Raw genomic sequence first — 24,355 nt, 5'->3', positions numbered from 1 at the left:
CGTGCCAATAGCATAAGTGATTTATTATGAATAATTTTTGAAGCGAAGGGTACCGGTAATTTTTCCAGAATCCGGAAAAGTGTACAAAATCCGGAACATTCTTTACGGTAATAATAGCACAAAAAGCACTGCCACTCCTGTATAAAGTGGTGTGCTGGTGACGCGTTATTTAAATGGCTGAATTATTTTTTCAGTACGTCTTCAAACAGGTTAAAGATCCTTTTGTATTCATCCGTCCAGCTGCTGGGTTCGGCAAAATCGTGGTCTTCCATAGGGAAGGGCGCCAGTTGCCAGTTATCTTTCCCCAGTTCTATCAAACGTTGCGATAGTTCCACCGCATCCTGGAAATGTACATTCACATCCATCATGCCGTGGCATATCAGCAGGTGGCCTTTTAAGCCTTCGGCAAAATAAAGCGGGGAGCTTCTGCGGTAAGCAAGGCTGTCGTTAAAAGGCTCATTTAAAATATTGGCAGTATAACCGTGGTTATAATTGGCCCAGTTAGTAACCGGCCTTAATGCGGCACCGGCAGCAAACACTTCCGGTTTGGTAAACATCGCCATCAGCGACAAAAAACCTCCGTAAGATCCGCCGTATAAACCAACATGTTGCGGATTTACGCCGTAGGTCTTTACTAAATAATTTACAGCATCTACATTATCATCCAGGTCCTTACCACCCATGTGGCGGTAAATGGCCGTACGCCAGTCGCGGCCATAGCCTGCACTGCCGCGGTAATCAATATCCATTACATAATACCCCTGGTCGGCAAGCAGATTATTAAACATGTATTCCCTGTAATAACTGCTCCACCATTTATGGGCATTTTGCAGGTAGCCGGCACCGTGTACAAACAATACGGCAGGCTTATTAGTATGTGGTGTGGCGGGTTTATACACCCTTGCATATACCAATGCGCCATCAGCGGCCGTAAAAGAGATCACTTCCGGGTCACGCCATGCATACGATTTAAATTCATCGCTTTGCGCTTTATTGGTGATCTGTTCTGCCTTTCCGCCCGGCTTATTTTCCTGTAAAAATAATTCCCATGGTTTGGTGGAGTAGGAATATAGAATGCCGATATACTTTTCATCAGGCGAAATGGTTACCTGGTTGGCACCGGTCATTGTGGTAATGCGTTCCTTACGGCTATCAGCAATGGTTAAACGATAAAACTGCTGCTCACCCGGATGCACTTCGTTGGTGACTATATAAAAATATTTTTTGTCCCTGCTTAATTGCGCCTGTTCTACTTCGTACTTACCTGCCGTTAAAGCCTTTCTTTGCCCCGTGTTTACATTAAGTGTATATAAATGCGAATAGCCTGTTGCTTCTGATTGAAACCATACGGTATTATCATCCGTCCACCCAAAATTGCGGCTGAAGCCAATACCGGGGCCACCTATCCAGGCTTCATCTCTTTGCCGGTCCAGTAATTGTAACCTGCCGCCACGTGCTGTATCCCACAACATCAGCCAGCGGTCTTTATTATCCCTGGCCCTTATATCCACCAACGCAACATTCCCTTTGGGCGACCATACTAAAGCGTTAAAAGTAACGGCCCTGTTTACAGGATTTTTGGAACGGCGTTCCAGGTCCTTAGGATAATCCTTTACATAATCCGGCAGGTCTTTTATTCCCGGGATAGAGTCTGTCTTAATCGCAATTACAGTATCCCTGTTCCTGTCGTAAATATAAAACTCAGATACAGCCTGTTGGGCACCAACTTTTGTACGGCCATTTATGTCGGTGGTAAAACCCGATTCTGTTATATAACTGGGTACAATAGTGTTTTTGGTATTGGCGGCTGCTTTAAATAACCGGTAGCTTACAAAACGGCCATCAGGGCTGATACTGAGGCCCTGCAAAATTTTATCTTCTATATTAATACTCCTGATCTCTTTGGGTTTAGGTAAAGAACGGTTATAGGCTTCACCACTTTCCCGGTCTTCCTTTCTTGATCGTAATACTTCAAAATATTGCAGCTGGTCATTTTTCAACCACTCTTCCTGTGGGTTGCCCTGCGGTCCGCCATCCCTGTTGGTTCTTGCAGTGGCATTGCCGCCCCTGTTACCAAAAGTATTTGTTGCGGCAGGGGCTGCAGCATCGCCGGATTTTAAATTGGTCAGCTGCAATGTTTCGCCGCTTGCAATATCCCAGGCATATAAATTCTGGTTCCTGCTGTATACTATCTTTGTTTCATTAAAAGAAAACTGCGGATTATTTTCTGCATCAGTGGTTTGGGTGATACGCCTGGTTTTACCCGTCCTGGTATCCACATAAAAAATATCACCGTCTTTACTATATACGTAAGCCAGCCTGTTTAAGGTATACACGTAATTACCTGTATTATTCAGCGCCTGTATTTCCTGTGGCTTTGCCTTTGCAGGAATTTTATTACTGGTTGAAATGTAATAGAGCGAATCAGCTGCTGCTTTTTCCGGGTTCCAGCTAAAATAAAGTGTATTGCCATCATTACTCCATTGCAGGTCCGAGGGAGAAGTACCGATCCATTTGGGGTCCCTCATTATTTTGGCCACAGTTAATGTGCCAGGTTTATTCTGGGCAAAGGATTGTAAAGATACTGTCAGTAACAGCAGGCAGGAAAAAGGTTTTATCATCTACAGCAGTTTGAAACCTCAAATATATTGCATAATAATACTTTAAAATGCAGCAGCAGCAGTGTTTTTTGATAAACTGCCGTTTATTTATAGATGCCCTGCAGGCGGCATCTATGAGTAAACACGGTTATTAATAAATGAAATGTTAACTGCCGCAGGTACAATAATATTTACCGGCAGGCAGGCTTATATTTACGTTACTTAATCAACGTATAATGCGCTATATCTTTTTGTTGTTGGCATTGCTTGCCGTATCGCTTGCTCCCAAAGCACAGGCAGATAATAAAAAACCGGTTATTGATCTTTCTATTTTTAATGATGCCGCCAATCATTGGTATGCCATACCCGATAAGGGAACAGTGATCATGCCCGGGCCGGGCCATCCCCGTTATAAAGCTGATGAAATAACTGCCATTGCAGATAATATTTTATTATTCCAGAAAGACAATGGCGGCTGGCCAAAGAATTATGATATGCAGGCCATACTTACACCGGGGCAGCAGGATAGCCTGGTAAAAGCAAAAGCCGTTTTAAATACTACGTTTGATAACCGTACCACCTACTCACATATCAGCTACCTTTCAAAAGTGTACAGCTACACACACGAAGAAAAATATAAAACGGCCGCATTAAAAGGACTGGCCTATATTTTAAAAGCCCAGTATAACAATGGCGGCTGGCCGCAATACTATCCGTTGGAAGAAGGGTACAGCCGGCACATTACTTACAATGATGATGCTTTTGGAGGTATCATGTTATTATTAAAAGATATTGCAGAAGATAAACAGGAATACAGTTTTATTGATGCTGCATTGCGTGCACAATTACAAAAAGCGTATGATAAAGGGTTGGATTGCATGCTTAAAACACAGATCAACGATGCCGGCAAACCCACTGCCTGGTGCCAGCAATATGATGAAAACACTTTGCAGCCGGCGTGGGCAAGAAAATTTGAACCCCCGGCCATTTGCAACGGTGAGAGTGTGGAACTGGTGCAATTATTAATGAGCATTAAAAAACCGTCAGCAGCGGTTATTGATGCAGTACAGAATGCCGTGGCATGGTTTAATGAATCAAAGATCACCGGTATAAGAGTGGAAACCTTTGCAGCACCGGAAATGGTAACGCCCTTCCGCATCTCCAAAACTGATAAACGGGTGGTAAATGATACAGCTGCGCCACCAATATGGACACGCTATTACGAACTAAAAACACATCGCCCTTTATTCTGCAACCGGGATAGTAAAGTAGTGTACTCGCTGGCCGAAGTGGAAAGAGAAAGAAGGGATGGCTATGCATGGTACACTTACGAACCCCAGAAGATCTTACAAAAATATCCGGCATGGCAGCAGCAATTTGCACCCGGTAAAAATGTGTTGCACCCTTAGGTAAAACAATACTATTTTCCGGTAATTTATTTTACTATACCCGTAGTGTGGTATAAAAATGTGTGAATGATGTAACACCATATATAAATTCTGTAACAAAAAATCCTTCCATGCACATCATCTTTGTACCAGCAATTATTACTTTATAAAATTGAGCATACACACGTCAGGTTTTGAATTGTGGCCCTTGATCTTTTCAGGGGCTATTTTTTTCAGGATGCGTGGCGTAAAGGAATAGTTGCTATAAATCAATTTAAACTATTAAAAACAAACGACAATGAAAAAGTATGTAACAGTGGCCTTGGCCGCAATTTTAATTACCGCAACGGTACAGGCACAACATGTAAATATTGGTATTAAAGCAGGGCTGAACCTGTACAATCTCCATAATGATAATGGTGTTGAATATGATTCAAAAGCCGGGTTAAATGCCGGGCTGATCGGCCATATACATCTTGCCAAACAACTGGCATTGCAACCCGAAATTGTATATTCCGGCCAGGGGGCAAAATATACCACAGCCAACGTGGAAACAAAATTAAAAATGGGCTATATCAATGTACCGGTAATGGTGCAGTATATGTTTGATAACGGCTTCAGGTTGCAGGCAGGCCCGCAGGTAGGATTTTTGGTAAGTGCCAAATCCGAAACCAATAATGTGAATACAGATTTTAAAGACAATTTGAATAAAGTTGATTTTGCACTGGGTATGGGTGTGGGTTATGTATTTGTACCCACCGGTTTTGGTGTGGATGCAAGGTATAACCTTGGCTTAAGTGACATCAGTAAAAACAGCGCTGTAAAAACAACCAACAGGGGTTTTCAGCTGGGAGTATTTTACTTGTTCGATCATAAATAATCAGGTACGTATTAAAATAAACGGGCGGGCATTTTGCCCGCCTTTTTTTTGCATCTGCTGATAATTCTCATGCCGTATTATGACGATCATCAGCAGGTATAGCTGCAGATAATTTTTATTTTGAGCCAATAAAACTTGTTTGCTATGAAAGAAACGTTCAGCATCAGCAGCCGTTCGCTTACCGTATTGCGTTGCAGTATCGGCATCATTTATATCTGGTTTGGCATGTTGAAATTCTTTCACGGTTACAGCCCCGCCGAAGACCTGGCGGTTAACACCATCCATAAACTAACGGCAGGCTTAATACCGGCGCAAACCAGCCTTATACTGCTGGCGTGCTGGGAAACCCTGGTTGGCGCTTTACTATTACTGGGTTTACAAACAAAAAAAGTACTGCTGCTGCTGGTATTGCATATGCTGTGTACTTTTACCCCATTAGTTTTCTTTCCCGGATTATCTTTTAAATTTTTGCCTTACGGGTTTACATTGGTAGGGCAGTACATCATGAAAAACATTATCATCCTCAGCGCTGCCTGGGTACTATGGCAGGCCATACCCGAAAAAGAACCCTTACCCATAGCCGATTAAGTTAATTTATTATATAGGCATAAAGGGTATATACAAAAACATAAGAAGGCTTTTTTCCATCCCATCTATAGCCATATTGCACATCAAAAATTCAAATTATCCCTGCTCGGTTATGGGGTACCTTATATGTTCTCAATACCGCTATGGTTCAGATCCCTTCCTTATTTTTCTTTAATTGAGTCTTTCATTAAATTAATATCTTTACGGGCAAAGATGTTGCCATGAAAAAATTACTCTCTTTTTTACTTTTACTCATTGCTGTTACCGCAAAAAGCCAGCTGATCACCGATTCTCTTTTAATTGAACAGCACTACCGTACTTTCAGTTACAACACCCCGACAGCGAATTTAAAAAACGGCAGTCTTATGTTTGTGATGCATGGCTCCGGCGGCAGCAGCAGCGATATCATAAAGCGCACCACCAAACTGGAATCCTTAGCTGCCGGCCAAAAATTACTGGTGGTTTACCCCAACGGTTACCTGCACTATTGGAACGAATGCCGCAAATATTCCACTGCAGTGGCCAATAAAGAAAACATTAACGAACAGGCTTTCTTTGAAGCGATGATCAGCTATTTTCACACTAAATATAATATCAGCGAGAAGAAAGTCTTTGCTGCAGGTTTTTCCGGCGGGGGGCACATGGCGTATAAACTGGCCGCAACCATGCCGGATAAAATAAAAGCCATCGCTGCCGTGGTGGCCAATATGCCCGACAGTGCTTCCTGCGACTGTACACTGGCCGGTATTGCCAAACCGGTACTTATTATTAATGGCACCAAAGACGAAACCAATCCTTACAATGGCGGCGAAATGTTTGTGAACAATGCCAGCTTTGGTGTGGTACGCAGCACCGAAAATACTTTTCATTACTGGGCATCACTGGCAGGCTATACAGGCGAACCGGTAAAAACATTGTTGCCCGATACCGATCCTAAAGACCAGAAAACGATTGAGGAATATGATTACCGCCGCAAAAATAAACCCCCGGTTACATTGCTCAAAGTAGTGGGAGGGCACCACGATTATCCCAACGATATTGATGTATATGTTTTTGCCTGGGCTTTTTTTAAATCCGTAAAATAAGCCGGTAATCCATTTTTCTTTTTTATCAGGTTGCTTTAAACTACATTAGTAAATCAATTGCCGCTATTTATAAAAAGCATTAATTACTATACCCGTATTATGTTTATTGCACTGCTTGTAATGAGCAGCAGTGCAGTTACAGCGCATGCCCATACCGGTTCTTTGCCTCCCAAAAAAATAGCTATTACAGTACAATCATTGCAGGATGCATTTGCCACCGATTCCGTTACCTGCACCATTCCCTTTAGCCGTGCCGGCAACCTCATTTTATTAAGGGCAAAAGCAGATACTACTGACGGGAATTTTATTTTAGATACCGGCGCTCCCGGCCTGGTACTCAATATTACATACTTTCGTGACTATCCCTCCACCACCGAAATAAATGAGGAACAATCAGGCATTACCGGTGCCGCTTCCGGGGTTAAAAAAACACAGGTGGGGGAACTTACTTTTGGTTGTATACAAACCGGCCTGGTGCAGGCCGACCTGCTTAACCTTGGCCACCTGGAAAATACCAAAGGCGTAAAGATACTGGGGCTTATCGGGCTCTCGTTATTCAGGCAGTTTGAAATGATCATCGATTACGAAAACAATCTTCTTTACCTGCACCGCTACGCTAAAAAAACAGCCGCCATTTACAAAAACCCGATGCTTAAAGATACCAGTACCTACAGCGTGGTGCCGATAGAAATATGGAATAATAAAATGGTGGTGCGTACCATAATGGCGGGGAAAAAATTACGTTTAATTATTGATTCGGGGGCCGAATCAAATGTACTGGACAGCCGGCTGCCCAATAAAATATTTGAGAATGTGGAAGTGCTGAGGCGTGTGCAGCTGCTGGGAACCGGCGATAAAAAAGTGGATGCCCTGTATGGTAACTTAAACAACCTTACTATCGGCGATCAGAATACGGGCAGCCTTCCGGTACTCATTACCAATCTTGAAAAAACATGCCTGGCAGATAATAGTTGTATTGACGGTATTTTAGGATTTGATTTCCTGTCTTTACATAAAATAGGGTTTAACTTTGTTAATAATAAAATGTACATCTGGAAATGAGGCGTTGTAAAACGATACTATCCCATTGGTTAAAATTGAGCCCTGTATTATTGTTCCTGCTTTTTGTACAGCAGGCACAGGCCCAGGTACCGGTAAGAAATTACAGCATTAAAAATGGTAAAATGTTTATTGCCATTGGCAAAGATCTCCCCGCTGCAGCACTGGATAGTTTTATAAAAAAATACGAACTGGCCGACCTGGACCTGCAGCATTTTATAAAGAACAGCATTCCCGATTCCCTGCACAAACTGGGCTGGACGGTTGATGTAAACAATAATGAAGTATTCGTCATCAGCAAACCATTGTTCAGTGCAGCGGATATCAGCAATCCATTAGATAAGATCATTTTTACACCGCAGGAAGGTGGCGACCTGGTAGCCCCGGCTAACCAGGTGCATTTTGGTGCCAATAAGTTTAAAAATAAACCGGCTTTTACGGTTGCCGATTCTGTGGTAGCCTTCTTTTTACGCGGCCAAACCAATGCCACTGCCGTAAAACTGGCCGGCAGTTTTACCAACTGGCAAAACGGGGCATTGCCCATGAGTAAAACAGACAGTGGCTGGATAGCTTATGTAAAACTGGGCACCGGCAAACATTTGTATAAATTTATTATTGATAATAACTGGAGGATCGATAAAGATAACAGCCTGGTTGAAAACGATGGCAGGGGCAACGATAACTCGGTGTATTTTAAAACCAATTATACGTTTACACTAAATGGTTATGCCAGTGCAAAAAAAATATACCTGGCCGGTAGTTTTAATAACTGGCAGGAAAAAGACCTGCTGATGCAACGTACTGCCACCGGCTGGAGCCTGCCCGTGTATCTGTCTGAAGGTACACACACCTATCGCTTTATCGCCGATGGCAGCTGGTTTACTGATCCGGCAAACCCCGATAAATTACCTAACGAATTCAACGATTACAATTCGGTGATACGCATTGGCAATCCTTACATATTTAAGCTGGATGGTTTTTTAAACGCCCAAAAAGTGGTGCTGCTGGGCTCGTTTAACGACTGGAGAGACAATGAACTGTTGATGACTAAAACCGCCACCGGCTGGCAACTGCCTTATACCCTGGGCCCCGGAAATTACGAATACCGGTTAAGTATAGACGGTAACCTTACTGCCGATGAAATTACCAAAGGCAATATGGCATTGGTGATAGCCCCCAATTATACCTTCCGTTTAAAAGGGTTCGACAGTGCCCGGACGGTATGTGTGTCCGGCGACCTTAATAACTGGAACCCCACTTCCTTCCGGATGAAGAGGGTAGGTGATGAATGGGTTTTTCCTGCACATTTAAACAAGGGCAAGCACCGTTATAAGTTTGTGGTAGATGGTAATTGGATACTCGACCCCGCCAATAAATTATGGGAACAGAATGAGCACAATACCGGTAATTCGGTTTTGTGGATAGAGGAGGAGCAATAGTCTTTTTGTGGTTTTTTGTGCAATCTTATTTTCAATGGTATCCTTTCAGCATTGGCTTTTAGTAAACTCTTTTAAACCTGTTGCTTTCGCTTCCATCCCGAATGCTTTAGGGACCTAACTGCGAAGGGGCTGGTGAAAAAATAAAACCGATGGCATCCCAATATTGCCGTTGTGTCCTGCTCAGCAAAGCGTTTTGAAGTATGGGCCCCGGATAAATTTTTACCTGTCCCGAAGAGCGAAGCGAAACCCGGGAACTTTTTTCTCAGCAGCCCTTGATCCTGCCTGCCGGCAGGCAGGTTTTGTTTCTTTTCATCAGGGAAAAGAAAAACTGGCAACCAGCATACAGCACAAAAAAACAAAAACAGTAACCCTCCAAAAGCCGGGCATTTCATTGAACATTGATTACTGAACATTTGCCTCTTTATGTAAAAAGCCGACAACCTGGTACCTTCCAGCTGCCTTTACCCAAACCCATACAACCACTGAACAAAAACACCCGAGCCGGAAAGCACTGTTAAGCTATCTTCGCCACCAATGAAAAAAATACAATCAGTAATTGCAGCCCTCCTGTTATCTGCAGGCATATTGGCGCAACAACCTGTACAGGAAGCCGCCACCGGTTTCACGGTTACAGTGGTGGATAATAATACGCAACCTGTTGAAAACGTTACGGTAACAATACTTTCCGGAAATAAAATAATACATACTGTAATCACTGATGCCGGCGGCAAAGCCAGCTTCTCCAACATCAGCAAAGGCACATATACATTCAAACTTTCGCATACCGGCTACCAAACCACTACTACCCAGGCGTATGATATTTCAACAGCAGGCAATAAGATAACTCTGGTATTGCCCAAAGCCACCACCACGTTGCAAGCCGTAAGTGTCACTTCTAAAAAGCCACTGATACAGCAGAAAGAAGGCAAAACCATCATTAATGTAGATGCTGCAGTAACCAATACCGGCACCACGGTTTTGGAAGTGCTGGAAAAATCTCCCGGTGTAATGGTAGATAAAAACGGCGGCCTCAGCCTGCAGGGCAAGGCCGGTGTGCTGGTAATGATTGATGATAAGCCCACTTACTTATCCGGCGCCGACCTCAATAATTTACTCAGCAGCATGAACTCTACCCAGGTAGACCAGATTGAACTGATGCCCAACCCGCCGGCAAAATATGATGCCGCCGGCAATGCCGGTATCATCAACATCAAAACCAAAAAAAATAAAGTAAAGGGTTTTAACGGAACGGTTACACTATCCGGTTCGCAGGGCGTGTATCCAAAAAATAATAACAGCCTCGTCTTAAATTACCGCACCGGAAAATTCAACACCTTTTTTAATTACAGTGCCAACATCACTAAATACTTCACCGAAATTTATGCACTGCGTAAATATTACGACCAGGGTATGGTAACAGCCATACTCGATCAGCCCACTTATTTTTCGGGTACGGTGGTAAACCATACTATAAAAACAGGTATCGATTATTATGCAACACCCAAAACAACCATCGGCCTTGTACTCGGGGGCACAAGGGTAAAACGCAATGGCACCGGCGATGCTACCGCCACCTGGCTGAATGCTGCAGGTACTGTTGATTCTGCGGTGGGCACCAATGTTATTAACATAAGCCATTACAAAAGCAATTCGCTCAATACTAATCTGCGGCATGCCATTAATAAACAACAAGACCTCGCCATCGACCTCGATTGGTTAAGCTATCATATCACCAACGAGCAGCAATTCAATAATCATTTGCTGGCTGCCGGTGGTTACAACCAGGCGGCAAGGGGCAATATTCCCACAGCCATTACAATACTTAGTGCAAAGGCCGATTATACCTTGCGCTTTGCAAAAAACAGTACACTCTTATCCGGTTTTAAAACCTCTCATATCCGTACCGATAATACCGCAGCCTATCAAAACTTTGATGGCAGCAACTGGCAGGAAGATTATGGCAGGAGCAATCATTTTATTTACGAAGAAAATATACATGCGCTGTACAGCAGTATAGAAACCAGGTACAAGCGCTTCAGCATGCAGGCGGGCCTGCGGTACGAAGCTACCGGCTACAATGCCCGCCAGCTGGGCAATATACAGGTAAAGGATTCGGCCTTCAGCCGTAATTACAACGGGCTGTTTCCCGGTGGTTATATCAGTTACCAGGCCGATTCCTCCAGCAGCTTTACGTTTACGGCCGGCCGCAGAATTGACCGTCCGCCTTTTCAAACGCTGAATCCGTTTACATCCATCATCAATAAATATACCTTTCAGAATGGCAACCCTTTTATTGTGCCGCAATACAGTACCAACCTGGAGCTGAGCCATCAATACAAACAATTGCTCACCACCACCATTGCCTACAGCATAGTGAAAAATTATTTTTCGCAGATATTTTTAAATGATACCGCCACCGGGCTGCTCTACTATTCGCAGGGCAATGTGGGGCGTACACATAACTTTGGTGTAAGCACCATGCTGTCTGTAGCACCCGCCAAATGGTGGAGTTTTACGCTGCAGGCATTGTACAACCATAAAGAATTAAAAGGCTTTAACGGCGATGCCAACTTTAAAAGCAATATCAACCAGCTTAACCTGAACATGAGCAACCAGTTCAGCTTTGCAAAAATATACAATGGCGAGCTCAGCGGCTTTTACACCACCCGTGCCCGTAACGACCTGCAGGAAGAACTCTATCCCACGGGGCAGCTATCCCTTGGCGTTAGCCGTCCGGTTTTAAAAAAGAAGGGCACGCTAAAACTCAGCCTGCGTGATATCTTTTTTACCAATGCCATGGAAGGGCTTACACAATTTCCCAAAGCCACCGAGTACTTTATCCTGCGCCGCGATAGCCGGGTCATCAACCTGTCTTTTACCTACCGTTTTGGCAAGGCGTACAAAGCCACTAAGCGAAGCGGCGGAAGCGCAGGCGATGAAATGGAGAGGGTAGGCAACGGGTAGGAAAAAACAAATGTTCAATACTCAATGTTCATTGAACATTATTTTAAAACAGCTTTCATTAATCAAAGGGTCTCAAAAAAAATGCCCCGTAAATACCGGGGCTATCTTTATTAAAACAAGATCAGGAAGCTATTTTAAAAATATTTTAAACACATGGCCGCAGCTGTAACAGGCGGCATAATCGTTGCCCTTGCCGCCGCAGTAGCTGGCCGTATAACTGGTACTTACTGTGGCCCCGGCTGCAATGGACTCCTTTTCAAAGCCCGTCATTTCGGTGGTTACATTAGGAATGTTATAAGTAAACACCACCAGCACTTTTATTTTATCAGCCGAAACATTCTTTGTTTCCACCGTTATCTTGCAGCCTTTTTTTGAAGCCGATAACATGGCCCGGCATTCTATCTTGGTTCCATTGGGAAATTCGCCCTGTTTCCATGCCGTCCATTTATCATAAGCGCCATCACTGTCAAATTCACCATTTAAAGAGGTGAACACTTTTTGGGCATTGGCCTGCAGCAGGCAACCAAGGCACAGCATAAATAGCAGTATATACTTTTTCATAATTGTTGTTGTAAGATTAGGAGAATAATTTTTTGTAGTAATTATAAACTGAAAATGTTCTTTACCGTTGCCTTGTACTCGGCATTATTATCTAAGGCACCGGCCGGTGCATCAAATTGAACCAGTATCATTCCTTTGGGTAAATAACCAAAAAACTTGCGCTCTGTTCTTGCTGCGCCGTTCAATGTAAAACTGATATCAAAACACCGGCCTGCAATATCACCTGCGGTAAGGTCTTTTACTTCGGAGTACGTTATGCCGGTGGCTGTTGTATTAATGGAAACAAAGCCGGCCTTTATCTGTTCTACCAGTTGCAGTTCGTTGCCTTTTTCGGTAACGGCTTTTTTGGCTTTTAATGCTTCGGCATTGTATCCGGTACCGTAGAGATCTTTAAGGTAATTATCCAAAAAATCGGCCAGCGGGTCATTGGCCTTTTGCCCTTTTTTATAAAAGAGTATGGAATAACTGTAATCTTTTACCTGCTTTTCGCAATACAACGATACATAGCGTACGGTACCGTTATTAAATTCTGCTGTGGGGCAAAGGTTTTCAATATTGCCTTCCAGTATCTTAAAACCACATTCATTATCCAGGTAAGTGGTAATATCGCTGGTAAGCCTGGCGTACGGCGCATACGGGTTATCGTAATACAGCATGGCAATGGCATCAAAATTTATTTTATTGCCCGGCGCCGCCGCATAATCGATAGTAGAAAAGCCGCCGTAAGAATTATCTGTAGTAGTAAACAGCAGGCTATTGTTCAGGTAAAAATTCCAGGTAAGTGTTTTTTTCTCTATGCTGATGGTATTGCTGCCTGCAGCCACAAAGCCTTTGGCGGCAGCAGCCGTAAACAAGGTTTCTTCTGCATCATCAGGTTTTACCCGGGCAGCGATGATCTTTACATCGCCATTGCCGTTAATTAAAAACGTAAAGCTGCGGTCGCGGTAATCCATTTTACCATCAATGGTTTTGCCCCAGTTGGAGCGTACGGTAGAAATATCCGAACGCCTGGTGGTTTGCAGGCCGCTGTACATAGTGGCATCACCCGCCACCTGCTTAATAGTTACACTCAGCCTGCCATTGGCATACTGCCAGCATTCCTGCTCGTACTTTTTATTGGTGGGGTTGCCTATCCACAGGCGCTTATCGTTTTTGGTATTATTAACGGCCAGCCCATCCCCGCCCAGCGAAATAGAAACTCCCTTGGGTGCAGTTACCCCAAAATCCATTTTTTTCGCTTCCTTCCATTCGTCCTTACGGTCGGCAAAGGCATTGGTAATGGTGGCCAGGGTTTTATACTCCTGCGCCTGTATGGTGCAGGTAAAAAGCAGGCACAGGCTTATGGCTGCGGTGGTACATACTGTCTTCATCAATCAGTTTTTAAGGTTATTAATGATGGGTAAATGCTTTTTAACGCAAAGCAAAAAAGATGCTGTAATGTAAGGCGGGTGGAGTTGGGGGAGAGTGTGAAAAAAGTAGTAGGGGGAAAATGACATCGCCAAGATATTAAGGCTTTGAAGCATGCAGATGAGATAGATGGAAATTGAAATTGAAATGATTCGTATATAAGACAAAGATTTGATCTCTCCGCCGCCGTGGGGTAATATCCGCATAAATCTTCGCCGCCGTCTGGGTTTTAACCAACGGCGTACACTGCAAGCAAAAAAGTGCTAAGCAGCTAACTCACATGCAGCCAAACTTAGCAGTTTAATGTTTAATTTGCAGCTGTAGTTAACTACAATTTCTATTCTAACAACCACCCATGCGCCAAACATAAATTGTTACCACGGCAACAGATAATGTTTTTGTGATTCCGGCACCACACAGCAACTTTCAGCTTTAGTGCTTAACTTCAACCAGGCAAATTATTCAGCAGCGCCAATTAAGTGACCGCTCTATAAGAAGTCATATCTGTCATGACAACAACAAAAATCATCACCAATACTATTTATTTTGCAGGGCTTTTGGCTGCTGTAATTGTTGACTTAAAAAATTTTCAATTTTATTATGCAATTATTTTTATAGCCATTCAAATTATATTAATAATTACGGAGTATATTCTTTACAACAGGACAATTCCGAACGAAGCAGTGCTCATTAAACAGCCCTCTGCCTTCACTTTAAAAGATCTGCTGATAGTAATTCCTTTAATGATTGTAGTGTTTGCAGGTTTTAACCTTTTATTCAAATGGTTTAATACAAAATATTTAGTGATGATTATATTCATTAATATGCTCTCTATGATAATTCAATATGTAATAGTAAACGGTAAAACCAGGGCTACATTATTAATTGATAAAAACAAGCTGGTAGTTAATGACCTGTTCCTGAAAAGCTATAATCTGGAAAATTTAAAGAGCATAAGTTTTGACGGGTTTAACGAAGTTTATACGGCTGTATTTGCAAAGTCAAAGAAAATAAAAATTAAGCAGGAAGATTTTGTTCAGGACGATTTAAACAAGTTTATTGCGGTTATGGCAACCAAAAGCAATTGCGGAGTCGTGCTGTCTGACAATATCAGGAATGAAATAACTGCTGCCAACATTCCTGCAAGCGGGGTTGGAAATTAAAGCTTCCGCCAATGTGATTAACACCGCTCCAGCTTTACCAAAACAAAAGAAGGTAGGATTGACTACTATTTGTAAAAGCCAACGATGATACACAACAGCAACCTTAAAAAAACAACAATAAACAACAACCGGTTACCGGATTTTTACCTGACCATGCAAACCGCCTTAAAACATATTGAAACCTATTATCGTAACAAAACGGCAACATGCCTGGCAGCGTTTGACTATGGCGAAACCAATATCAGCATACATTGTAACAAAAATATCCTGAAAGAAATTGATACCGCATTAATAAAAGAAAATGCAGCAGTAATAGCCTGGATAGAACACGATAGTAATGCCAATAACTTTGCCATAATAACCTGCAATACCGTAACCGGTGCAGCAGCTTCTTTTGCGTTGTATGGGGCGCCGGATTTTGACGGCTACTACTTTTATACTTTTGTATGGATAAAAGATGCATTGTTTTGTATCTACGAGGGCGACCATAATTATTTTTATATTCACACCATTGAAAATAATAACGCAAAATATATAGCGGTAAAAGGAGATGCTGTAAGAGTATTTGAAAACTTTATAACCTTTCAGCACTACGGAATAAATGAACCGGTTTATAAAGTTGATATTCCCGGCTTGCTCACCAGCATTCCATTGACTGAGGCAGAAGCAACGGCTTTAGATATTATGCCGGCGGGTTTAGGTTTAATGTACTATGCCGGCCATAATTTTTACAGGCTGGCTAATGTGCCACACAAAAAATAAAAAATAGCAGCTGCCAATTGCGTAAACACGCCAAACCAATTAACCCCACCCGTTAGTACCGCATTCGCTGCAACTACCTCCATTCAATCTTATTTTTCCCTATTTTTATATTGCAATAACGCAACTAAAACAGTACATTTAACATCTGACAAATATGACTATGACAGATAAAAAAATACACGAAGGCCACAACATAAAACGCTTTAGAGAAATGCTGGGCATTAAGCAGGAAGCCATGGCACAGGAACTGGGCGAAGACTGGAACCAGAAAAAGATTTCCTTGCTGGAACAGAAGGAGACCATTGAACCGGGTATACTGCAACAGGTTGCTGCCGTGTTGAAAATACCGGTGGAAGCTTTTCAGAATTTTGATGAGGAACAGGCTGTGAATGTGATTGCAAATACATTTGGTGATAATGCCTTTAGTAATTCTTTCAACAACGGCACCATGAATTTTAATCCCGTTGATAAATTAGTTCAACTCCACGAAGAAAAAATAGCCTTATACGAGCGCATGCTGAAAGAAAAAGACGAGATGATGGCCAAGCTGGAAAAAATAATAGCAGCGCAGGAAAAATAATATTGCAGCAACAGCACATTTTAATTACTCCGCCATATGCACAGCACCCGGTATAAACTATACAGCTGCACTGGCTGCGGTACATCCGCCGGTAATGCCGCACCGCCTGCATTCATCCTTCGCCATCCTTCGCTGCAGCGTGCAGTATCCTTCGCTTAGCACTTATGCATCCTTCGCTCCTCATTGCACCCCACCATACTAACCATTGCTTAGGTATACCAGTACCATTGCATACGGGTACCACAAGCCTTTGCTGGTATGCCGCATAGCCTTATGCACAGGTGTACCGGCAAGCACCCCAAAGCCCGTTCTGCAGCTATGCCTGATCATCACCGGCAAACCGGCCTTTTAAACAAACCATATTCGGCCGTTTAAACAAAACCACCACAAAACATCCGTTCTACTTTTGTTCCGTTAAAAACAATTAAAAAATATACAATGGAACAAAACAATTACCAGGGCGCATTACAGCAACCCACAGGCTCGGGCTTTAATGCTGCCTCAACAGCAACCGACGTTATCAAAGGCATTAACCTTACCGGCAAGATCGCTATTGTAACCGGCGGCAACACCGGCATTGGTTTGGAAACTACTAAAACACTTGCCGCCGCAGGCGCCACCGTAATAGTGCCGGCAAGAGATATGGAGAAGGCCCGAAAAAATCTGCAGGGTATTGCTAATATAGAAATAGCAGCCATGGATATGATGGACCCCGATTCGATAGATGCATTTGCCAATCTATTCCTGGCATCGGGCAGGCCGCTGCATTTACTCATCAACAATGCCGGCATTATGTGGGTGCCTTTGCGCAGGGATAGCCGTGGCATAGAATCGCAGCTGGCCACCAATTATTTAGCCGCCTTTCAGCTTACCGCAAGGTTATGGACGGCGTTGAAAAAAGCGGGCGGGGCAAGAGTGGTGAATGTATCATCCCAGGGGCACCAGTTTGCACCTTTTAACTTTGATGATCCCAATTTTTTACAGCGGGAGTACGAAACGCTGCAGGCCTATGGCCAATCTAAAACCGCCGCCAATTTATTTGCATTGGAACTAGATAACCGTGGCAAGGCATTTCAGGTAAGAGCGTATTCGTTACATCCCGGTTCTATCAACGGCACCGAATTAAGCAGGGAAGCACCGGTTGCACTATTTCAGCAAATGGGATTTTATGATGCCGATGGCAATATGCTGCCGGAAGTAGCCGCATCATTAAAAACAATTGCACAGGGCGCTGCCACCACCGTTTGGTGTGCTACCAGCCCGCTGCTGGATACTATTGGAGGTGTGTATTGCGAAGATGCTGATATTGCTGTACCGGCTGATGATGTAACCGTAACCAATGGCGTAAAATTGTATTCGCTGGATGAAACTAAAGCAAAGCAGTTGTGGGCAATGAGCGAAGCCATGACAGGACTGCAATTCAATGTGGGTTAATATAAAATAAACTGTATGATAGTTTCTATTTTTGCAGTATTGATTTCTTTTTTAAAAAGGAACAAAAAACAAACGCATGGAGTATAAAGCGAAATACATTACGCCGGATATAAAACTATCCTGCTACGATGATAAGTTTTTTAAATCGGATATCCTGTTCGATCATCACATGCTTATCTGGTTCATTTCAGGCGAAACAAAAATTGTGCAGGCAGATGCTACCTATTATTTTAAGCAGGGCGATATATTTTTAATTCCCCGTAACCAGCTGGCCACCATTATTAATTATCCTAAAAACGGGCAGCCGCATAAAACGGTGGTGATGCATTTGTCGGCCACCAGGCTGCAGGAATTTTATACTCACCTTAACGTACAACCGAAAATTGCTGCTACGCAAAAAATACTGCGGTACAGCAATCATCCTTTACTGGAAAGTTGCCTGGCATCGCTGATACCTTATTTTAACATGCAGGATATCCCGGAAAATATTGCAGCGCTTAAAATAACCGAAGCCATCAGCATTTTAAGGTCAATTGATAACAGCATTGATAATGTACTGGCCAACTTTGAAATACCCGGAAAAATTGACCTGGTAAGCTATATGGAAAAGAACTTTATGTTTAACCTGCCATTGGAAAAATTTGGTTACTTAACCGGCCGCAGCCTTACCACGTTTAAACGGGATTTCAGTAAAGCTTTTAATACCACGCCGCAAAGGTGGCTTACACAAAAACGTTTGGAGCTGGCGCATTATCATCTTGTGGAAAAGAAAAAGAAACCCATTGATGTTTGTTACGAAGTAGGCTTTGAAAACATGTCGCATTTTTCTTTCGCTTTTAAAAAGCAATATGGATATTCACCTTCGGTATTAACGGGGCGGCGGGGTACTGTTAATGAAGCGCAATAAAACACCTGTATAATGAAATACCTGAAAATTATTTTTATCACCGGCCTGTTAACGGGCATTGGTTATTTCGTATTCCGGGATTATATCGGTTTATATACCAAAGGAAGTTTTGCCTATGTGTTTGAAGCAGATAAAGATGATTCCTACGATAATTTACTATTTGTAAAAAAAGTAAAAGGAGAGCAGGAGTGCAACCGTCTTTTGCAGGAATTGCTGGAGGAAAAAAACAGGGACCTGTTAAGTAAATTAACGGCGGTCAGGTATATCAATGAAAATAGTAAAAAAGAATTTTTGCATACACTTACTTCAGTAAAAAATAATTTTGAAAAGATCGGGCCTGATTCCAGCTGGGCAGTACATATAAAAAACAATGTTACCCGTTTATGCTATTTAAAAAATACTGCTATTGTGCCTTATCTTGATGAAACTATAAAAAAGCTGGGGGCGGGGCAGTGATTTTTTCGCCGCTTCGGTCTTCGCCGCTGTATGGCCTTTGGTGGTATGCCGTGTAGCCTTGTGCGCAGGCGTACCAACAAACATTCCGAAGCCCGCTGCCACTAATCACCAAAGGAAGATTTTTTCAGCGCTCCCGAAGGAGTACCTCTGGCCTTTTTTGGTATGCCGTGTAGCCTTGTGCGCAGGCGTACCAACAAACATTCCGGAGCCCGCTGCCACTAATCACCAAAGGAAGATTTTTTCAGCGCTCCCGAAGGAGTACATGGATCGTTCCGTGGGTTCAACCAATGGCATATATCGCTACCATAAAAGTAAAGTGCAGTAATTTGAAAAGTACAGATCCCTTTGTTGCAGCTGGTATTGTAAAGCAAACCGATCAGCATAAACGATAAATATCAGGAACTTTTTAGCTTAAGCGTGGTGCTGCGCCTATACATTTTAGGGTTATATTCAATAATAACCATATCTTGAAGCCTAACCTTAAAATTTATGTATGAAATACTTTGTATCGGTAGGTATGCTTTTGTTTGTTTTTACAGGAATATTGTCAGCACAAACACCTCCAAAACCTGTAGTCATCAAAACGGGCAATATGTCTGTTGCTGATGCGGAAACAGAACGTATAAAAAAGCTGGAAGAACAAAATGCCGAACTGAAAAAGCAACTGGAAGAATTAAAATCCACCGTAACAATATTGTCGGGAAAATTTACCGAAGTGCAAAAAGATAATGCCGCCCTAAAACTTACGGTTGTTGGATTAAACAATAACATGGGTACATTAAAAAACAGTATCAGTGCTGCCGAAACAAATTTCGCAAGTTTTAAAAACGGGGAGTATGCAACACATACGCATAAACTGCATGGTATGGTGGGCAACGAAATGACCACGGATCGTCATTTACTGTTGAATTCATCCGGCGGCAAAACCGGGCTGGCCTTATCTGCCTGGGCAAGCACCACTACAGCCCCGGAACCTAAACAATAAGCTATTTGTTCCTAAGTAATAAAAAGATGGTTCGTGTGTACGAACCATTTTTTTTATGTGCTTTCCGGTACCGCCTGCTGCTATAAGTGATTTTTTCGCCGCTTCGTTCTTCGCCACCGTCTGGCCTTTGTTGGTATACCGTGTAGCCTTGTGCGCAGGCGTACCAACAAACATTCCGAAGCCCGCTGCCACTAATCACCAAAGCAAGATTTTTTTCAACGCTCCCGAAGGAGTACCTCTGGCCTTTGCTGGTATGCCGTGTAGCCTTTTGCGCAGGCGTACCAACAAATATTCCGAAGCCCGCTGCCACTAATCACCAAAGGAAGATTTTTTCAACCCTCCCGAAGGAGTACCGGTGTACGGCTGGTTATAACCAACAGTGAATACTGCTACTATAAAAAGTTTATTGCTATTAGGTTCACGCTTCATTATTGCGCTTCTATCTTTTATGCACACAAAAAATCATCCACTACAGCAGTTGTAGAATTCATTCTAAAATAGCATAGTAGCCTTTGTAAAAACAGTTATGGTGTGTAAACAAATACATTGTTTGGTATAATTTTGAATTCAAATCCAATATGTATGTATCCCTTTTTACCCAAAACCGCTATGCGCCGGCATAAGTCTGTTACCGTATTTGCCTGCAGCATTCTTTTTTCCACCATATTTTTTTTAAGTGCCGGCACGGTACAGGCGCAAACGCTTAATACAGGAGATTTTGCCGTGATTGGTTTAAATACTTCTTTCAATACTTCCGTTACATCACCCTTAGGGCCAGACGAATTTGATATTCTTGCCCTGGCCAGTATACCGGCAGGTACAACGGTAAAAATTACCGACAGGGGATGGAATGGCTCGGCCTTGCTAACCACCAGTACCGGTGATGGTGTAATGAGCTGGACAACAACCGCCATTATTCCTCCGGGCACCGTGTTTAAAATTACGGTTACTGCCGGTACCACACCTGCTTTAACTATCAGCCCTACTACCTATGGTACACCTGCAATTACCGCCGGGTGGACGGCCACTTCATCCCTGGGTGCGTATGCCAATGTTGGCGACCAGGTGATCATTTACCAGGGTAATGATATTACCCCCTCTAATTTTGTGTATGGCTTTAACAGCAGCGGCAGCACTGCTACCGCCGCAGGAAACTGGCAGATTGCTTCCACTTCTGCAAGGGATAGCGACCTGCCCACGGGACTTACCAACAATACCGCATTAGATGGCACCGTTGCGGCTACAGCAGTGGCTTTTACCAACAATGCCGGCGGCTATTTTGCCAATAACTTTGTTTACAGTGGCATCAGAACGGGCAATAAAGCAAGTTTATTGGCCGCTATTGCCAACCGCTTTAACTGGACGTACACCACTACACTGGCTACCACGTATGACCTGAATATCGGCGGTACTTATTTCCCGGGAGCCAATCCTGTATTTTCGTTGGGAGTGCTGGCTGTAAACCAGCTTAGTTTCAGCGGCAGCACCACAGCTTCCTGCAATGTGCTGGAGTGGCGCAATAAAGGCGAGAACGACCTGTTTGAATACATCGTGGAAACAAGTACTGACGGCCGCTCTTTTACAGCCATAGATTCTGTAAGGGCTACAGGTGCCGCAGATTATATATTTGGTGTGCCGGGCCCTTTGCTGCCACGCAGTTATTATCGTTTAAAGATGGAAGACCGTGATGGCAGCTTTACCTACAGCAGTACTATTCTTTTGGTACAGAAAGATAACAGCAGGCAGCTGCAGGCATATCCCAACCCGGTAACGGATGTACTGAATATTTCTGCCCCGGAAAAAATACTTCGTATAGTGGTAACTGATATTAACGGGCGGCAGTTGTATGAAACCACAGGTAATGGCTTATTGCTGCAGAAAATCAACATACAATTTTTGCCGCAGGGCAGTTATATAGTTACAGTAAAAACTGCTGCAGATACCAATACGTTTAAAGTGGTAAAGCAATAATTGCGCATAATATGTCACCGGGGAAGCGCTGCTGAAAACGGGAGGTCTTGCAACAGGTTATTAATGATCGGTATACCTGGAAAATATCTTCTGTTTCTGCTGCAGCAGTTCTTTTGTAATATCAATATGAAAGATGGAACGCCAATGTGCATCCTGTAAATGTATCCAGATATAGGAATTGTATAGGGCAAGGGAATCTTTAGATAATGGAAGCGTTACAACATGAGTGGCTGAATCTATAGGTACTGCTGCATAGGTTAAAGTAGAATCATTTTTTCTTTGCCGTATGTACACGCTGCCAATGGGGGTTTTATATGTGCAGGTAATGGTATTGTTTTTTACATCATAATAAACCCTTTTGTCTTTGGCACCCCGGCCCGTGGCATCAAAAATACCTCCGCAGCTGCTAAGCAATACTAAAAAACATAAAGACAGGGTAAATAGTTTGTACATAAGATTTCTTATCTCCATTTAAAAGCATAATAGCTGCAGGGTTTTTCGCTGGCATTGCCTACGCCATGCAGGGTACCACTTGCTGCAATAAATATGTCGCCGGCAGTGCCGGAATAATTTTTTCCATCAATGGTCATTTCAGCTTCGCCTTCAATTACCAGGATAATTTCGGTATCCACATGCCGGTGCGGTGCATGGCTGGGCCCTTTTTGTTTAAGGTAAGTGATATGCATTTCGTAATTATCGCACATGGCAGTGGGGCGGTCAAAAAATTTACGGGTGCCTTTGTTATTGGCTTCGGTATACTTTAAAGAATCATAATTAAGCAGCAGGGCACCGCCGGCCAATGTGCTTCTTTCCATATTCATTTTTTTACTGCGGAACTGCAACACATAATAGGTGAGCGGGCCTTTGCCAATGTTTTCCAGTTGCTGTGCTTCCAGCGGCGGAATCAGGATAACACTGCCTTTGCCCAATACAGCGGTTGTATTGGCAATGGTACATTTCATGGTGCCTTCTTTTATAATGATCAGCTCTTCAATATCTTTTTGTGTATGGGCAGGCCTGGCCGCAGCACCTTTAAATTGTGTGGTGGCATGTATGCTGAAGTACTCCAATTCGGCTGTGGTGCCCTGCAATATTTTACGGCTCTCCCTGAGGCTGTCTTTTTTTACCTGCAACTCATTCCAGTGATATACACCGGAGCCAATGGGTTGCAGTTGTGCCAGGGCGTTGCAGCAAAAGAAAATTGCAGATAGCAGGATAAAATGTTTCAACGGTTATAATTTATTATTCTTTAACTAAAGGTAATAATTTAACAGCGATAGTTTGCCATCAGCAAAATGCCCGGCGATATCATTCTACCCGTTTTACATGCTGCAGTTTTTTTACCTGCCTGTTGAATTTTTGCCGGTTGATCAACAGCAGCAACGGGATAGATAGATAACAGCAGCCTGATAAAACGGGGGCGCCTGAAAAGGCCAGCAGCATACTGGCTATGGCCACCAGGGCATTCCACCAGGCACCTCTTCTTTCTTTTTGTGTAAACAGTAGTTCGTAATTATTCAGCTGCAATTTTCCGGCGCAGAATAAAGCCCTGCTGTAAAACAAAAAGATAAGCATCCAGATACAAAAATAACCTGCACCAAATAAAATGATCAGGTAAGGAAAATCATGATTGGAAAGTACCATCAAACCTTTTTCAGCAGCTTTGGGAAATAAATTGATGCCCGTCCAGGAACTGAGTAAAACGGCAAACAGGAATTTTAAAGGGTATACATAAAACAGGATGAGCGCCAGGTAGGCAAGATTAAGCACAATGGTAATAACATCGTGTAACCCATAATAGCGAAAAAAAAGGTATTGCTGGTACCACAATAAAAAAAGCACTGCTACTGTAGCAAAAAAAGGCAATGCCCCTTTCACGATCAGTAATAATTCTTCAAAGGTCTGGGGTACTTCAAGCGAAGCCACCAGCAACGAAACAGAGAAGGCAAAAACGGCATCGCTTAATGCTTCTATCCTGAGTATTTCTTTTCCCCTGTGATGAAATTTTTTATTGCCATAAAGGCTGGTGATTTTTTTACGGAGCATTTATTTTTTTTGGGGCGAAAAATAAAGCAGGGTACAATACAGTAAAATGATATTCGTCAGCCATTGAAAGTATACTCGTT

At 43.0% G+C, this 24,355-nt stretch carries 21 protein-coding genes; 15 read left to right on the top strand and 6 right to left on the bottom strand.

Features of this window, described 5'->3' with window-relative positions; translation table 11 throughout:
* Nucleotides 1-182 precede the first annotated feature (182 nt).
* Nucleotides 183-2,621, bottom strand: coding sequence for a prolyl oligopeptidase family serine peptidase (locus ACYVM0_RS04780; RefSeq protein ID WP_460553268.1), 2,439 nt, complete (start codon nucleotides 2,619-2,621; stop codon nucleotides 183-185).
* A 215-nt stretch (nucleotides 2,622-2,836) separates the two neighbouring features.
* On the opposite strand from ACYVM0_RS04780, the gene pelA reads away from it, so the two are divergent.
* From pelA to ACYVM0_RS04745, 7 genes are all read left to right on the top strand, one after another.
* Nucleotides 2,837-4,009, top strand: coding sequence for a pectate lyase (pelA, locus tag ACYVM0_RS04775; RefSeq protein WP_460553266.1), 1,173 nt, complete (start codon nucleotides 2,837-2,839; stop codon nucleotides 4,007-4,009).
* A 277-nt stretch (nucleotides 4,010-4,286) separates the two neighbouring features.
* The gene (locus ACYVM0_RS04770; protein WP_460553264.1) at nucleotides 4,287-4,868 is read left to right on the top strand and encodes a porin family protein; all 582 of its coding nucleotides are present in this window, start codon (nucleotides 4,287-4,289) and stop codon (nucleotides 4,866-4,868) included.
* Nucleotides 4,869-5,012: 144 nt separating this feature from the next.
* On the top strand, nucleotides 5,013-5,456 hold the full coding sequence (locus ACYVM0_RS04765; RefSeq protein ID WP_460553262.1) for a DoxX family membrane protein: 444 nt from the start codon (nucleotides 5,013-5,015) through the stop codon (nucleotides 5,454-5,456).
* 221 nt (nucleotides 5,457-5,677) lie between these two features.
* The gene (locus tag ACYVM0_RS04760; protein WP_460553260.1) at nucleotides 5,678-6,541 is read left to right on the top strand and encodes a CE1 family esterase; all 864 of its coding nucleotides are present in this window, start codon (nucleotides 5,678-5,680) and stop codon (nucleotides 6,539-6,541) included.
* A 99-nt stretch (nucleotides 6,542-6,640) separates the two neighbouring features.
* The gene (locus tag ACYVM0_RS04755; RefSeq protein WP_460553257.1) at nucleotides 6,641-7,603 is read left to right on the top strand and encodes an aspartyl protease family protein; all 963 of its coding nucleotides are present in this window, start codon (nucleotides 6,641-6,643) and stop codon (nucleotides 7,601-7,603) included.
* The gene (locus ACYVM0_RS04750) at nucleotides 7,600-9,039 is read left to right on the top strand and encodes a hypothetical protein (RefSeq protein ID WP_460553254.1); all 1,440 of its coding nucleotides are present in this window, start codon (nucleotides 7,600-7,602) and stop codon (nucleotides 9,037-9,039) included. The genes ACYVM0_RS04755 and ACYVM0_RS04750 overlap by 4 nt, the downstream gene beginning before the upstream one ends.
* A 534-nt stretch (nucleotides 9,040-9,573) precedes the next feature.
* Entirely contained in the window at nucleotides 9,574-12,003 is a 2,430-nt protein-coding gene (locus tag ACYVM0_RS04745) for an outer membrane beta-barrel protein (RefSeq protein WP_460553251.1), read from the top strand.
* 129 nt (nucleotides 12,004-12,132) lie between these two features.
* Here the strand turns inward: ACYVM0_RS04745 and ACYVM0_RS04740 are convergent, their stop codons facing one another.
* Nucleotides 12,133-12,564, bottom strand: coding sequence for a hypothetical protein (locus ACYVM0_RS04740; RefSeq protein WP_460553248.1), 432 nt, complete (start codon nucleotides 12,562-12,564; stop codon nucleotides 12,133-12,135).
* 41 nt (nucleotides 12,565-12,605) lie between these two features.
* Nucleotides 12,606-13,934, bottom strand: a complete 1,329-nt coding sequence (locus tag ACYVM0_RS04735) for a hypothetical protein (protein WP_460553245.1) — start codon at nucleotides 13,932-13,934, stop codon at nucleotides 12,606-12,608.
* Nucleotides 13,935-14,480: 546 nt separating this feature from the next.
* Between ACYVM0_RS04735 and ACYVM0_RS04730 the strand changes: the two genes are divergently transcribed.
* The 8 genes from ACYVM0_RS04730 (at nucleotide 14,481) to ACYVM0_RS04695 (ending at nucleotide 22,229) form a co-directional block, all read left to right on the top strand.
* A complete protein-coding gene (locus ACYVM0_RS04730; protein WP_460553242.1) occupies nucleotides 14,481-15,134 on the top strand; it encodes a hypothetical protein in 654 nt (217 codons plus the stop codon).
* A gap of 84 nt (nucleotides 15,135-15,218) precedes the next feature.
* Nucleotides 15,219-15,896, top strand: a complete 678-nt coding sequence (locus ACYVM0_RS04725) for a hypothetical protein (RefSeq protein WP_460553239.1) — start codon at nucleotides 15,219-15,221, stop codon at nucleotides 15,894-15,896.
* Nucleotides 15,897-16,056: 160 nt separating this feature from the next.
* On the top strand, nucleotides 16,057-16,476 hold the full coding sequence (locus ACYVM0_RS04720) for a helix-turn-helix domain-containing protein (RefSeq protein ID WP_460553236.1): 420 nt from the start codon (nucleotides 16,057-16,059) through the stop codon (nucleotides 16,474-16,476).
* A gap of 438 nt (nucleotides 16,477-16,914) precedes the next feature.
* Nucleotides 16,915-17,910, top strand: a complete 996-nt coding sequence (locus tag ACYVM0_RS04715; RefSeq protein ID WP_460553233.1) for an SDR family NAD(P)-dependent oxidoreductase — start codon at nucleotides 16,915-16,917, stop codon at nucleotides 17,908-17,910.
* A 76-nt stretch (nucleotides 17,911-17,986) separates the two neighbouring features.
* Nucleotides 17,987-18,817 (top strand): helix-turn-helix domain-containing protein, encoded by an 831-nt coding sequence (locus ACYVM0_RS04710; RefSeq protein ID WP_460553230.1) that lies wholly within the window; start codon nucleotides 17,987-17,989, stop codon nucleotides 18,815-18,817.
* 12 nt (nucleotides 18,818-18,829) lie between these two features.
* Complete coding sequence (locus ACYVM0_RS04705) at nucleotides 18,830-19,273, top strand: hypothetical protein (protein WP_460553227.1); 444 nt, start codon at nucleotides 18,830-18,832, stop codon at nucleotides 19,271-19,273.
* 493 nt (nucleotides 19,274-19,766) lie between these two features.
* Nucleotides 19,767-20,258, top strand: coding sequence for a hypothetical protein (locus ACYVM0_RS04700; RefSeq protein WP_460553224.1), 492 nt, complete (start codon nucleotides 19,767-19,769; stop codon nucleotides 20,256-20,258).
* 582 nt (nucleotides 20,259-20,840) lie between these two features.
* A complete protein-coding gene (locus tag ACYVM0_RS04695; protein ID WP_460553221.1) occupies nucleotides 20,841-22,229 on the top strand; it encodes a T9SS type A sorting domain-containing protein in 1,389 nt (462 codons plus the stop codon).
* A gap of 60 nt (nucleotides 22,230-22,289) precedes the next feature.
* Here ACYVM0_RS04695 and ACYVM0_RS04690 read toward each other — a convergent pair whose 3' ends face one another.
* The 3 genes from ACYVM0_RS04690 to ACYVM0_RS04680 form a co-directional block, all read right to left on the bottom strand.
* Entirely contained in the window at nucleotides 22,290-22,682 is a 393-nt protein-coding gene (locus ACYVM0_RS04690; RefSeq protein ID WP_460553218.1) for a hypothetical protein, read from the bottom strand.
* 8 nt (nucleotides 22,683-22,690) lie between these two features.
* Nucleotides 22,691-23,458 (bottom strand): cupin domain-containing protein, encoded by a 768-nt coding sequence (locus ACYVM0_RS04685; protein WP_460553215.1) that lies wholly within the window; start codon nucleotides 23,456-23,458, stop codon nucleotides 22,691-22,693.
* Between the two features lie 79 nt (nucleotides 23,459-23,537).
* Nucleotides 23,538-24,275, bottom strand: coding sequence for a TMEM175 family protein (locus ACYVM0_RS04680; RefSeq protein WP_460553211.1), 738 nt, complete (start codon nucleotides 24,273-24,275; stop codon nucleotides 23,538-23,540).
* Nucleotides 24,276-24,355 lie beyond the last annotated feature (80 nt).

The sequence above is a fragment of the Ferruginibacter profundus genome, assembly GCF_054783275.1.
This window is presented reverse-complemented; position numbering and strand designations above follow the sequence as displayed.

Coding starts and splice junctions, on each gene's coding strand:
- ACYVM0_RS04750 (WP_460553254.1), top strand. CDS start 7,600: ATGAGGCGTTGTAAAACGATACTATCCCATTGGTTAAAATTGAGCCCT.
- ACYVM0_RS04690 (WP_460553218.1), bottom strand. CDS start 22,682: ATGTACAAACTATTTACCCTGTCTTTATGTTTTTTAGTATTGCTTAGC.
- ACYVM0_RS04680 (WP_460553211.1), bottom strand. CDS start 24,275: ATGCTCCGTAAAAAAATCACCAGCCTTTATGGCAATAAAAAATTTCAT.
- ACYVM0_RS04740 (WP_460553248.1), bottom strand. CDS start 12,564: ATGAAAAAGTATATACTGCTATTTATGCTGTGCCTTGGTTGCCTGCTG.
- ACYVM0_RS04695 (WP_460553221.1), top strand. CDS start 20,841: ATGTATCCCTTTTTACCCAAAACCGCTATGCGCCGGCATAAGTCTGTT.
- ACYVM0_RS04700 (WP_460553224.1), top strand. CDS start 19,767: ATGAAATACTTTGTATCGGTAGGTATGCTTTTGTTTGTTTTTACAGGA.
- ACYVM0_RS04780 (WP_460553268.1), bottom strand. CDS start 2,621: ATGATAAAACCTTTTTCCTGCCTGCTGTTACTGACAGTATCTTTACAA.
- ACYVM0_RS04710 (WP_460553230.1), top strand. CDS start 17,987: ATGGAGTATAAAGCGAAATACATTACGCCGGATATAAAACTATCCTGC.
- ACYVM0_RS04760 (WP_460553260.1), top strand. CDS start 5,678: ATGAAAAAATTACTCTCTTTTTTACTTTTACTCATTGCTGTTACCGCA.
- ACYVM0_RS04705 (WP_460553227.1), top strand. CDS start 18,830: ATGAAATACCTGAAAATTATTTTTATCACCGGCCTGTTAACGGGCATT.
- ACYVM0_RS04765 (WP_460553262.1), top strand. CDS start 5,013: ATGAAAGAAACGTTCAGCATCAGCAGCCGTTCGCTTACCGTATTGCGT.
- ACYVM0_RS04745 (WP_460553251.1), top strand. CDS start 9,574: ATGAAAAAAATACAATCAGTAATTGCAGCCCTCCTGTTATCTGCAGGC.
- ACYVM0_RS04755 (WP_460553257.1), top strand. CDS start 6,641: ATGTTTATTGCACTGCTTGTAATGAGCAGCAGTGCAGTTACAGCGCAT.
- ACYVM0_RS04715 (WP_460553233.1), top strand. CDS start 16,915: ATGGAACAAAACAATTACCAGGGCGCATTACAGCAACCCACAGGCTCG.
- ACYVM0_RS04735 (WP_460553245.1), bottom strand. CDS start 13,934: ATGAAGACAGTATGTACCACCGCAGCCATAAGCCTGTGCCTGCTTTTT.
- ACYVM0_RS04725 (WP_460553239.1), top strand. CDS start 15,219: ATGATACACAACAGCAACCTTAAAAAAACAACAATAAACAACAACCGG.
- ACYVM0_RS04770 (WP_460553264.1), top strand. CDS start 4,287: ATGAAAAAGTATGTAACAGTGGCCTTGGCCGCAATTTTAATTACCGCA.
- ACYVM0_RS04730 (WP_460553242.1), top strand. CDS start 14,481: ATGACAACAACAAAAATCATCACCAATACTATTTATTTTGCAGGGCTT.
- ACYVM0_RS04720 (WP_460553236.1), top strand. CDS start 16,057: ATGACAGATAAAAAAATACACGAAGGCCACAACATAAAACGCTTTAGA.
- pelA (WP_460553266.1), top strand. CDS start 2,837: ATGCGCTATATCTTTTTGTTGTTGGCATTGCTTGCCGTATCGCTTGCT.